General features: G+C 26.0%; 8 protein-coding genes. 7 read left to right on the top strand and 1 reads right to left on the bottom strand.

Annotated elements, in window-relative coordinates:
- The first annotated feature begins 23 nt into the window (after positions 1-23).
- The 7 genes from BN1711_RS06885 to BN1711_RS06910 all read left to right on the top strand — a co-directional run bounded on the left by BN1711_RS06885 (position 24) and on the right by BN1711_RS06910 (position 12171).
- Positions 24-1691 (top strand): recombinase family protein, encoded by a 1668-nt coding sequence (locus BN1711_RS06885; protein ID WP_050607432.1) that lies wholly within the window; start codon positions 24-26, stop codon positions 1689-1691.
- Between the two features lies 1 nt (position 1692).
- The gene (locus BN1711_RS06890; RefSeq protein ID WP_050607433.1) at positions 1693-3390 is read left to right on the top strand and encodes a recombinase family protein; all 1698 of its coding nucleotides are present in this window, start codon (positions 1693-1695) and stop codon (positions 3388-3390) included.
- Between the two features lies 1 nt (position 3391).
- On the top strand, positions 3392-4978 hold the full coding sequence (locus BN1711_RS06895; protein WP_050607434.1) for a recombinase family protein: 1587 nt from the start codon (positions 3392-3394) through the stop codon (positions 4976-4978).
- Between the two features lie 88 nt (positions 4979-5066).
- Positions 5067-6029, top strand: a complete 963-nt coding sequence (locus BN1711_RS06900; protein WP_050607435.1) for a hypothetical protein — start codon at positions 5067-5069, stop codon at positions 6027-6029.
- A gap of 175 nt (positions 6030-6204) precedes the next feature.
- Complete coding sequence (locus BN1711_RS06905) at positions 6205-7200, top strand: ComEC/Rec2 family competence protein (RefSeq protein WP_050607436.1); 996 nt, start codon at positions 6205-6207, stop codon at positions 7198-7200.
- Positions 7201-7242: 42 nt separating this feature from the next.
- Positions 7243-10230, top strand: a complete 2988-nt coding sequence (locus BN1711_RS12255) for a S1 family peptidase (protein ID WP_082174076.1) — start codon at positions 7243-7245, stop codon at positions 10228-10230.
- Between the two features lie 45 nt (positions 10231-10275).
- Positions 10276-12171 carry a DUF3427 domain-containing protein gene (locus BN1711_RS06910; protein WP_243128217.1) on the top strand — a complete coding sequence of 632 codons (1896 nt, stop codon included), beginning with the start codon at positions 10276-10278 and terminating at the stop codon, positions 12169-12171.
- Positions 12172-12179: 8 nt separating this feature from the next.
- Here BN1711_RS06910 and BN1711_RS06915 read toward each other — a convergent pair whose 3' ends face one another.
- Positions 12180-12578, bottom strand: a complete 399-nt coding sequence (locus BN1711_RS06915) for a (deoxy)nucleoside triphosphate pyrophosphohydrolase (RefSeq protein ID WP_050607437.1) — start codon at positions 12576-12578, stop codon at positions 12180-12182.
- Between the last annotated feature and the right edge of the window lie 372 nt (positions 12579-12950).

The raw sequence follows: 12950 nt of genomic DNA on the forward strand, positions 1-12950 counted from the left end.
TTTAAACTATAGGAGGCTTTAAAATGGAATTTTCAAATGAAAACAAAATCTATAATACTGCTATCTATTTAAGACTTTCAAAAGATGATGGAGATAAAGAGGAAAGTGATAGCATTTCAAATCAAAAAGAGCTTATCAAAGAATACTTAAAGTCAAAAGCTGATATCAACATTTGTTCAATACAAGTGGATGATGGATATAGCGGTGTTGACTTTAATCGTCCTGCATTTATAGAAATGATGGAAGAAATCAAAGCCGGTAAGATTAATTGTATAGTTGTAAAAGACCTTTCCCGTTTTGGGAGAAATTACATTGAGACAGGAAAATATATTCAAAAGATATTTCCTTTTCTTGGTGTGCGATTTATTGCTATAAATGATAATTATGACAGTGTGGAAGGTACTAATCTTACCGATAACATTATAATACCATTTAAAAATCTTATAAATGATTCTTATTGTAGGGATTCTTCAATTAAAATTAGAAGTCAGTTAGAAGTTAAACGTAAAAAGGGAGATTTTATTGGGGCTTTTGCAGCTTATGGTTATAGGAAAAGTGAATTTTGCAAAAATAAGCTTGTAATAGATGATTTTGCGGCTAGTGTAGTTCGTGATATTTTCAAGTGGAAGATAGAGGGTATGAGCCAGCAAGGTATCGCAAATAAATTAAATGAAATTGGAATCTTATCACCAATGGAATACAAACGTTCCCTTGGTCAAAGGTATAATACTACTTTTAAGATTAAGGAGCAAGCTTTATGGTCAGCAGTAGCTGTGAGAAGAATACTAACTAATGAACTTTATTTAGGTGTGCTAGAGCAAGGGAAAAGAACAACTCCAAACTATAAAGTAAAAGCAAGAATTGAAAAACCTAAGGAAGAATGGATAAGAATTGAAAATGCTCATGAGCCGATAATTACAAAAGAAATGTTTGAAATTGTAAATAATCTTTTACTACAGGATACTCGTATTGCACCAAAGGAAGATAAGGTATATATTTTTTCAGGAATTGTAACTTGTGGAGATTGTAAAGAAAATATGATACGTAAAACTGTACCTGTGAATGGGAAAAAATATTTTTACTTTACTTGTTCAACTAATAGAAGAGACAAGCATAGCTGTACTACTCATAGCATAAGTGAAAAGGCTTTTGAAGAAGCAGTTTTAAATGCTTTAAATGCCCACATAAGTAGTATTATGAATATTGAAAACATGCTAAATTATATAGAAACATTACCTTATAGACAGAAAGCCATATTAAAGTTGGATGCTCAAATACTAAAAGCTCAAGAAGAAGTTGAAAAAATTCAGAGGTATAAGCTTGCTTCTTATGAACACTTTGTAGATAAAATAATTACAAAAGAAGAATATAGATCACATATTAATAGATATAATGCTAAGCTTGAAAAAGCTGAAAAACTAATATTTAAAAGAAATCAGGAAATAGAAGAAATTATTAACAATAGAACAACAACAAGTCTTTGGATACAGGATTTTAAAAAATATTTAAATATAACAGAACTTAATAGACAAGTTGTTGTATCTTTAATAAAAAAGATATATGTTTATGAAAATAGAAAAATAGAAATTTTATTTAAGTATCAAGAAGAATTTGAAAATGCACTTAGCTTTATAGAAAGTGCCAGTAAATCACAATCCTTTGATTTATCTACTAAAGGGGTGGTGATTTAAGATGGCAAGAAAAAGCAGAAGGCAATCAGAAAGTATAAATGTTGTTGCAGAAGTAAAAGAAAAAGTATTTAAAACAGCTCTATATGTAAGGCTTTCTATAGAAGATGTACGTGATAGAAAAGATAGTGATTCTATAGAAAATCAAACATATCTACTTAAACAATTTGTTGAGGAAAGACCTTACTTACAAGTGTATTCTATATATATAGATAACGGAGAAAAAGGCACAAATTTTGATAGACCAGAGTTTAATAGGCTTATGGATGATATAAAGGCTCAAAAGGTAAACTGTATAGTTGTAAAAGATTTATCACGTTTTGGAAGAGATTATATTGAAACAGGCAATTACCTTGAAAAGATTTTTCCTTTCCTTGGAGTAAGGTTTATATCTATTAATGATAATTATGATAGCTTTAGACCAGAATGTGATAATGAAGGTTTAATAATATCACTTAAGAATCTTCTAAATGATGTTTATGCCAAGGATATATCTAAAAAGATAATATCAAGTTTTAGAGATAGGCAGTCCAAAGGAGAATTTTTAGGAGCTCATGTACCTTATGGGTATTTAAGACCTACGGACGGGAGTTATAAGTTAATTATAGATGAAGAAGCAGCTAAAGTAATTAGGCTTATATATAGATGGAAAATTAAAGGACTTAGTGATACTAAAATTGCAAGAAACTTAAATGATTTAAGTATACCATCACCTAGTAAGTATAAATATTTAAAAGGTAAGTGGAAAAATATTCGTTATAATGATAGCATTTGGCAAAGACAAACAATAAAAACTATAACAGAAAATGAAGTGTACTTAGGACATAAAATTTATGGTAAAGTACAGGCTTCTCTTTATGAAGGTAAAAAGAAATCAAGGGTATCAAAAGATCAATGGAGAATAATTGAAAATGATCATGAACCTATAATTGATAAGGAAACTTTTAATATTATTCATGAAGAAAGATTAAGAGTATATGATGCTTTTATTGAAAGGATTAACAAGAATAAATGTTATGAAAATAGCCAAAATGTTTTTAAAGATATTGCAGTATGTGGGGATTGTAAAACTAATTTAGTTAGACGAAGGAGGATAAAAAATAGCAAACTAAGCTATTATTTTTCTTGTATTACCTTTGAAACAAATAGTGGCTATAAGTGTACAAGGAAGCATATTTTAGAAAAAGATTTAATAAATGCTGTTTATTGTAGTATAACAAAGCAAATAGAGATTTCTATAAAAATAGAGAACTTAGTTGCAAAGTTGAGAGCTAATGCCAGCTTTTTAAGCTCTAAAGAAATAAATTTAAGTAAATTAAGAAAAATTGAAACAGAAATTAAAAGAAAGCAATCTTTGTCTAACATAATTTATGATGATTATATAGAAGGAATAATTTCTCATCAAGAATATCTTTATGCTAAAACTAAATATGAAAATGATACAGTAAAATTAAAAGAGAAGAAAAGTGAGCTGCAAATTGAATGTAGAAAGTATAATGAAAATTATTTAAAAGAAAATAAATGGATGTCTAAAATAAATCTGTTTAAGAAAGAAGAAAAGCTTACTAGAGAAATAGTTACAGCACTTATAGAGAGAATAGAAATTTATAATATTAACAGAGTAGAGGTTATATTCAAGTTTCACGATGAATATCTAGAAATACTAAATGATTTTGGTATTGCCGAGGAAGAGGTGATATAAAATGTTTAGTATTAAGAATGTGGCTATGTATATAAGACTTTCTAATGAAGATAACGATATTTCTAAAAGTAATACAAAAATTGAAAGTAACAGTATAAGTAATCAAAGAGACTTAATTACTTATTTTATAAAAAATCATGAAGAACTTAAAAATTATAATATTATTGAGTTTTGTGATGATGGATATAGTGGAACTAATTTTGAAAGACCTTCAGTAAAAAAGCTTATTACAAAGGTAAAACAGAGGGAAATAGAATGTATAGTAGTAAAGGATTTTTCAAGATTTGGTAGAAATTATTTGGAACTGGGAGATTATTTAGAGCAAGTGTTTCCTTTTCTAGGCGTAAGGTTCATATCAATTAATGATGGATATGATAGTGCTAGGGATAGTGGTATTACAGCAGGATTAGATGTAGGACTAAAGAATCTTATTTATGATCTTTATAGCAAGGATTTATCTGAAAAAATAAAGAGTGCAAAACTTGCTAAGATGAAAAAGGGAGAATATATAGGTTCATTCCCATCTTACGGTTATATCAAGGATAAAAATAAAAAGAATTCTCTTTTAGTTGATATGGAAGCAGCTGTTATTGTAAAGAAGATATTTAAGCTTGCTATTGAAGGAAAAAGCACAAGTGAAATAGCTAAAATTCTTAATTCAGAAGAAATATTACCACCAGCAAAGAGATATCAACAACTTTATCAAAATAAAAAATGGAAGAATAAAGACAATTTATATTGGTCTACAATAGCAGTGTTAAAAATACTTAGAGATGAAATATATTTAGGGAAAACTATTAACCATAAGAGACAATCTAATATTGTAGGATCTAAAAATAATGTAGCAGTTTCAAAAGATGAATGGATAACTGTATCTAATACTCATGAATCCATTATAAGTGAAAAAGATTTTAAAGAGGCTCAAAAAGTAATGAATAAGTACAAAAAAAGAAAGAAAAGACAGCCAGTAGAAGATAGGATAATATATTCTAAAATAAGATGTGGTGGATGCAAAAAATGTTTGCTACGTTCACATACAAAAGAAATCTATTATAAATGCAGAACAAATCATTATAGCGACAACAATTCTTGCTTCAAAGGTAGAATTAATGAGAGCGTAATAATGGACGTGCTTTTAGTAGCTATTAGAAATCAAGCACTTTTAGCAAATCAAGAAGAGAAACTTGCTGCAAAATCACTGAAGATATATGAAGATGAAGTCCTTAAAGCGGCACAAAATCTAAGGAAATCTCAAGAATATCAAGAAAGATTAAATTCTATAAAAATAGAGGAATACGAAAAATATTTAGATGGCAAAATCAGCAAAGAAGAGTATCTTTCTAAAAGAGATAAAATCAGCAAGGATATTGAAAAAGTAGGGGCAGAAATAAGCAATTTACAAGTTTCTTATCAGTCCTTAATTAAAAGAAAAGACCAGAATGAGTTTGCTGAACATTTCAAAGGTAAGCATGAAATTAGCGAGCTAAATAGGGAACTGGTTGATGAATTTGTTGAGGCTATTTATATTTATGGGGAAAAAGAGATTGAGATAGTTTGGAAGTTTAGTGATAAACTGAAGGGATTCTAAAGAAAATTGTAAAAATTTATAATATTTTATTCAGAATTGGCCGTATATTCCGATACTTGGAGTATACGGCTAATTTGAGGTGAATTAAATGAAAGCAGATTATAAAGCAAAGAAATTTGTTAGACATATCTATGGACGAAAGTTATTTGGAAATAAGACACTTGAATTTTCTCAAAGTGAGTTAATGCATTCTGCTATAATGGTTGGAAAAGATAGCATTTTAAATTATACAGCGTTAGGAATAACAGGAGAGCTAGAAATATGTTATAGGATTATTTTTCTATTTTCTTTACTCCAAAACAATTCTTGTGATAGGTTGACAAAAAGTGTAAATTATAAAACTACATTTGATCCAACAGAAAAGGCATTTGCATCATATTATCTTGGTAATATTTTTACCAAATTAGTTTCAACAAAACTTTTAAATATAAATCAATTACTACATTATGATTTATATAAAAGTATGATAAATACAAAAAGTATTGGAAATAGGCGTCCAGATTTCATAGGAAAAAATAATAGGAATGAATGGGTATTAGCAGAATCTAAAGGGAGATCTAATGCATATGATGACCAAGCAACTATTTCAGGAAAAGAACAGTTGGTAGGTATTTATAGCATAAATAATATAAAACCTTCTTTAAGATATGTGGTTCAAACTTATTTTGAAAGAGATGTATTAAAATTACACATTGAAGATCCAGAAGGAAATAAGGAATTTAACAGAATTTTTATAGATGAAATATTGTTTGAAAAAACTTATTATAGTTTAGTTTTAAAAGTACTAAGTGAAAATTTATATAAATTGAAGTTGATAAATTTTAAATCAATAGATTATTATTATTACCAGATTGAAGATATAGACATTGGTATTGGGTTAAAGAAAGACATTTATGATAAATATGCTAAGATTAAAACAGAAGAGGAAATAATGATAAAACTTGTTAGTGACAATAATGTTAACTTTTTTAAGGAAATGGACTACTTTATTGGAAATGATGGAGTATTAATTGTTTGTAAAGATAAAAGAAAAATTAATGAACTTAAATAGAATTATAATTTAAGAATTATTTATAAGCATCTTTCCATCCGTCTATTGGTTAGTCTTTGATAAGGATTAATGTTGTTGTGTTATAACTTGTAGTGGTTATAGATAATTAGAGTAATTAATTGTTAGTAGAGTTCTTAAGTAGAGTTTAAAGTGTTGGGATGGAGATGATTAATAAATGATAGTAAATATGCTTAAAGCAGAACATGGGGATTGTTTTATAATTTCTACTTTAAATGAAAAAAATAAAAAATTTAATATTTTAGTAGATGGAGGAACTCGGAATACCTATAGGAGATTTATGAAACCTACGCTGCAAGAAATCATTAACAATAAAGAGTGTTTAGATTTGATTATTTCAACACATATTGATGATGATCATATTTCTGGCATTATTCAATTGTTTAATGATAAGCAATATATAAAAGAACTTAATCCCAAAAAAATATTTTATAACTTTTATGATGAAAAAACTACATATAAGAAGGACAACTATATAAGTTATGTGCAAGGAAATGAGCTTTCTAAACTGTTAAAAGAATATAATTCAAGTCAAAAGAATGAGTTTAATAAATTGGAAATAACCCAATGTTCAAATAGTAATAGTTATAGAATAGATGGTATAGTAATCGAAATATTATCTCCTAATATAAATAATATTAATAACTTATTTGAAAAATGGAGGGAAAAAAATAACAATATTTCATCAAAAACAAGTGATTATTCGATTACAATAGAAGATTTTAAAGATAATGTTGAGTGTTCATATAGTTCTATAACCAATTATTCTAGCATTGCATTTATTTTAAAGGCTGAAAATAAGAGCATATTAATGATGGGGGATGCCCATCCAAATAGTATAACAGATGTTTTGAAAGAGAAAGGTTATAGTGTTCACAATAAGCTTTGTATAGATGCTGTAAAATTATCACATCATGGAGGAGACAATAGTATTAGTGAAGAATTTTTAAATATTATTAGATGCAACAAATTTTTAATAAGTTCAAATGGAAAAATACATAATCATCCTAAAAAGAAGACCTTGGTGGATATAATTAGAAGAAATTCAAGTGCTGAATTATATTTAAACTATAAAAGAGGAGTGTTTTCCGAAAATGAAATTAAAGACTTTGGCATATTGTATTTTGAAGATAAATGTTTAATTGAAATATAATGATATGAGAAAGTAAATATAAATTAAGGTAGATTGATAGTTATGAATATTAATAAAATATATCCTGTTAAAATAATAAATAGAGAAGAAAATACAAAAGTAGTTAATAATTTTGGTTCTGGCGTGCTCGTCAAATTATTTAATGATGAAAATGATTTAATTTTAACTTGTGCTCACTGTGTTGAGAATATTGATATAAAAAATGTAGAAATTAAATTTTATGATTCTGAAAACAGTTCTGAGTGTGATTGTATTGCATTGGATTATTTTTATGATTCTAAAAGTGATATTGGTGCTATATTAATTGAAAAAATTCATACTGAGATAAATGTATATACGCAATTTGACTTTCATGATACGGAACAAAAAATATTTCTTTGTGGTTATCCAGCTATATTGAAAGGAAAAAATCCTAACTGTATGGTATTAGAAGGTACTTTAAGAACTGCAACAGAAAAAAATTGCACTTATACGATAAAATTAAATGAAAAAATAAATGATACATCTTCTACAAGTGAGAAAGATAAAATAGAAGGATTTTCAGGTTCACCAGTATATTTTAGTGTTAATGGTGAAATCAAAATCATAGGAGTAGTAAATAAAATTGTAAGCAATAATGGAGAAGATATTTTATTTAATGATATTAATATAATTAAAATAGAGTTTATACTTAGAATTTTAAGGGAAAATGGTATTATTATTTTTAATTGTAATAATGGATTACTTGAAATAAAATGGATTAAAGGTGAAGAGTATGTGGATTATTTTAGTAAGAATATATTAGTAATAGGTGGAAGTGGTGCTGGTAAATCATCATTTATAAAGTCATTTGCTAGTCATGGAACTTTCATAGACTCCACAGGTGATGGTCAGACTACAAGATCAGATATCGAATATAAATTTTATATAAATACAGAAAATCCATGTATAGATGTTCAGCTTTTATCTCAAAGTGAATTTGTAAAAATAAGAACAAAGGCTATTGAACTTTTTCTTATAAAATTTTTATTTAAGTTGATTATGGAAAAAGATTATAATTTAAATTTAGAAATTGACATTGCAATAAAGTCAAATATTAGATATCTAAAAGAAAAAATAATTGAAGAACATTTTAATGAGGATTATAAAAATAAAATTGGTAAATTTATAGAAATATGGGATATAACTAATGAAAAAAATGATGATGAAAAAAGAAATTCAATTATAGAATTAAATAAGCAACTCTTAAATTTGTTATATGAGATTAAAGGAGGTTGCAATAATCTTTTATCATTAAAGTTCAATGAGATAAATGAATTAAAGAATAATTTACTAAATTGTAGAGGCTTTTTTTCATATAAAGAATTTGATTTTTTAAATAATAATGAAAAAATATCTGAATTGATTGAGAAACACTTTGAAGATGTTTTCAATAATATAACAATAGATAAATTATTATTTCCTCAGAATGAAGAAGATGAAAAGAAAAATATAATTCAGAATTTCTTTAAAGAGATATATAATATATTGTTAATAGAGATTAAAAAATGCTATATTATAAAATGTCAAAAATGTTGTTTTGATATAAATAGTATATCAGAAGATGAAAAGTATAAAGCAGCAAGAACGTTAAGAGTAATAAATGGAGAATCTATTACAAGTATGGTATCTAAAATAACTATAGTTGATAGTTTTTCAAATGAATATGCATGGATTATGGATAAGCTAATGATAAAGGAATTATGTTTCATTGACACTTGTGGATTAGACCACATAGAAACTGGTGAGACATCAAAAGATATTTTGAAAAAAGTATTTGAAAAGCATAATGATAATATTAAAGCTATAATATATTTAAAGAAATTAGATTCTGGAAGACCTACGGAATTAGAACGAATTATTCCAACAATTTACAAAATACAATCTAATGCGGCAGTATATTGCGTTTTAAATGGCATAGACTTATTGTATACTAATGAAATAGATTCAAATAGGATAATTAATTGGGAGAATATGAATGTATCCTTACCTAACTCTGTAAAGTATGTTTTATCAGATGAAGGTAAAAATGATATTTTAAATGCTTTAAAGGAAAATGGAATAAGAAGAGGACGAAGCGAAATATTATACTCGGTATTATCAAGAAATTTAATACCATATTGTTCTAATATTGATAAAGATAATAATAAGATTTTTTTATATAATAATATGTATCATATAAAGAAATTATTTAATTCAATAATATTGGAAGAACATTTGGGATTAGAAATTATACAAAATAATATTATTGAGTTTATTGAAAATAAAGATTCTGGTTTTAATAGTAAATTGGAAATGCTTGTAGAAGAAATGTTTGAAAAGGCTTCCATAACAGATTGGACATCATCTATTTATGGTCATGGTAATCATATGACAAAAAAAGCGAATATAAAAAGAATTAATAAGAATGAATTAGGTTTTGATGGAATGAAGGATGATAGATGGAATCAAAAATTTAAGAAGGCATATGAAAATATATTCTCATATGAAAATATAAATACAGATAATGTAAGGATGCTATTCTCCGATTTTAATGATTCTTTGGAACAATGTTATGATAAATTAGAAGGATTACTTATTGACTTTAAAGATGAATTATTAGGGTGTCCTAAATATGAATATTCATTATTCAAATCAACACCTTGTGAAGAGTGTAGTAGCAAATGCTTTAGAAACATACTTTTAAAAATGTATAATGAACAAATGTATCAATGCTCAATTAATAAATATCCTTCAAATGTATCTACTGAAAAATGGCTTAATGAGATATGTGACTTTAAAAAAGGATTTCCATTAATAAAAGAAGATATATTAAAGCTTTTTAAAGAAAAATTTTTGAGAAAGGTTAAAAATGAAAATAGCAAAAATATAAATTTAATTTTAAATATTAATACAGATATAAAAAACAATTACAATAAGCTTATAAAAGAGATTGAGAGTAGTTTTTTAGGAATAAAACAAGAAGATAAATCAAGAATTATTAGAATGTTTTTTGAACATTTGCAAGAATAATATTAGGTAGAACTTAGGTTTTACCTTTATTTTTTTAGTTTTATCTTGACACAAGCTGATGAAGCACATCACGCTTCTAGTCCATCTTATAAAAGAGTAATGAGTTATTTTAAGCCTAAATTTTTATTAGGAATGACAGCAACACCAGAAAGATGTGATGAAGAAAGTATCTTTGAAATTTTTGAAGATAATGTAGCTTTGGAAATAAGACTTAGTGAAGCACTAGAACAAAATCTTATAGTTCCATTTCATTATTTCGGAATTACTGATATTGAAGGTATTGATTTAAGTAGTGTAGATATTAATAATGTACATGAGTTAACTAAAAGATTAAAAGTTAATGAAAGAGTAGATTTTATTATAAATAAAATGAATTTCTATGGACATGAAGGAGATAAATGCAAGTGCATAGGATTTTGTGTAAGTATAGAACATGCTAAATATATGGCACAGGAATTTAATAAAAGGGGAATAAATAGCGTGTATTTAACTGGTGAAAATTCACCAGAGGAAAGGGAATTATATATTAAAAATTTAGAATCAGAAAACAATGAACTAGAAGTTATTTTTACTGTAGATATTTTTAATGAAGGTGTGGACATACCTTCTATTAACTTGGTTTTAATGCTAAGGCCTACCAATTCTCCAATAGTTTTTATACAACAACTAGGTAGAGGACTGAGAAAACATAATGATAAAACTTTTTTAACTGTATTAGATTTTATAGGCAATCATAATAAAGCATTCTTAATAGCATTAGCTTTAAATGGTGGAAAATATTATGATAAGGACAGTTTAAAAGTATGTGTAGCTAAGCAATTTGAAAGTATACCGGGATGTACTAATATTCAAATGGATAGAATAGCTCAGGAAAGAATCTTAGAGCAATTAGATAAAGAAAATTTTAATTCTATGAAGTATTTAAAAGAAGAGTATTTTCAATTTAAAAAGCTAAATGGTGGTAGAATTCCTTATTTTCTTATGGATTACATTAAATATGATGGATCACCAGAACCTTTAAGATTTTTAAATAAGGATAAAACTTACATAGGCTTTTTAGCACGTGTAGAAAAAGATGAGGTGTTACAAAAACTATTACAAAATGAAATTTTTAATAAAATACTTAAAGAGCTATCAAATAAACTACCATTAAAAAGAGTATATGAGTTTAGTATTATAAGATATTTAATAGATAAAGGAAACATAAGTTTAAACCAGGCTAAAAATGAAATATTAAAATATATTAAAAATGTGGATGACACTAGTGTTATACATGCTTTAAAGGTTTTAAATCAAAATTATGATGATTCAGGACAAATAAAAAATAACATAAGATGTTTTAATTTAGATAAGGAAGTTTTAAGTATAACGAAAGATTTTAAAAATATTATAGATGATGAAAAATACAGAGTTTATATAGAAGATGTTATAAATTATGGACTTATAAGATATGAAAAAGAATTTGGAGAAGATTATTATGGAATACCATTCTTAAAATTATATGAGCAGTATCAAATGGTAGACATTGCATTACTTTCTAATTATGAAAAAACTCATAGCTCCTTTAGGGGAAGTGGACTTTTAGCTAATGGACGAGAGTATTTCTTATTTATAGATCTTCATAAAGGGGAGAATATAAAAGAAAGTATAAATTATAAGGATAAATTTATAGATAGAAGAAATTTTCAGTGGCAAAGTCCCAATAGTACTTCTCAAAGTTCAGAAAGAGGTAAAAATATCATTTTTAATAAAGAAAGAGAAGTAAACCTACACCTTTTTATAAGAAAATATAAAACTATTGATAATGTAGTTCAACCTTATATTTATATAGGAAAAGGAAATGTTGAAAGTTACTATGGAGAAAAACCTATAACTACAATATTGAAATTAGAAAATCATGTGCCACAAGCATTATATACGGAGTTTATAGAAAAAGTATAGCAAAACAGCTATACTTTTTCTTTAGTTAATTGTTCCATAGCAGGAATATCTGCAGGAGCCCATTCTAATGAAGGTAAGTTTTCTCTATGCAACCATATTAGTTTAGAATGTTCATGGGCTATTGGAGCATTCTTTATTAATTTACACTTAACAGTGATTAAATTTACTATAAAACTATCATATTCATGAGTGTTGTTATTAAACTCTTCTATAAATTCTACAGAACAATTTAGTTCTTCTTTAATTTCTCTTTCAATTGCATCTTTTATAGTTTCCCCTTTTTCTATTTTTCCACCAGGAAACTCCCAGTTATTTGGGATACTCATTTTAGGTGAACGAAGAGCACATAAAATTTCTTTATTTTCATTTTCAATAATAGCTCCAACAACTTTTACAATTTTTTTCATTATTTCCTCCTAAATTACCTAATTTATATCATTATTACTATAATTATAACATTAAAATATAATTTTTTTAAAGATTCATTGTTTAATATCAAAATAGGAAATGATTTTAAATAAAATAATATTATTAAGAATAAAATCAATAATACAGTATAGAAAAGTGTGAAAAATTATGATACTCTTATTATAAAATTAGGTTATATTCTAGAAGATTGTTGAGTTTGTAATGGTAGATTTTTATTATATGAATTCAACAATTTAAAATATATAATTTGGTACTAAAGAAGGTTATACTAAATTGTATATACTTTTTTAAAACAAATTCTAGAATTAAAAGTGACATTTATAAAAAGGAGGGACTTGACTTTATAGTCA

It is taken from the genome of Clostridium niameyense, from assembly GCF_001243045.1.
In the GTDB taxonomy this organism is placed as follows: Bacteria; Bacillota; Clostridia; order Clostridiales; family Clostridiaceae; genus Clostridium_F; species Clostridium_F niameyense.

Bases quoted from the DNA above. Each gene is read 5' to 3' on its own strand.
- BN1711_RS06885 (WP_050607432.1), top strand. From the start codon at position 24: ATGGAATTTTCAAATGAAAACAAAATCTATAATACTGCTATCTATTTA.
- BN1711_RS06915 (WP_050607437.1), bottom strand. From the start codon at position 12,578: ATGAAAAAAATTGTAAAAGTTGTTGGAGCTATTATTGAAAATGAAAAT.
- BN1711_RS06895 (WP_050607434.1), top strand. From the start codon at position 3,392: ATGTTTAGTATTAAGAATGTGGCTATGTATATAAGACTTTCTAATGAA.
- BN1711_RS12255 (WP_082174076.1), top strand. From the start codon at position 7,243: ATGAATATTAATAAAATATATCCTGTTAAAATAATAAATAGAGAAGAA.
- BN1711_RS06905 (WP_050607436.1), top strand. From the start codon at position 6,205: ATGATAGTAAATATGCTTAAAGCAGAACATGGGGATTGTTTTATAATT.
- BN1711_RS06890 (WP_050607433.1), top strand. From the start codon at position 1,693: ATGGCAAGAAAAAGCAGAAGGCAATCAGAAAGTATAAATGTTGTTGCA.
- BN1711_RS06900 (WP_050607435.1), top strand. From the start codon at position 5,067: ATGAAAGCAGATTATAAAGCAAAGAAATTTGTTAGACATATCTATGGA.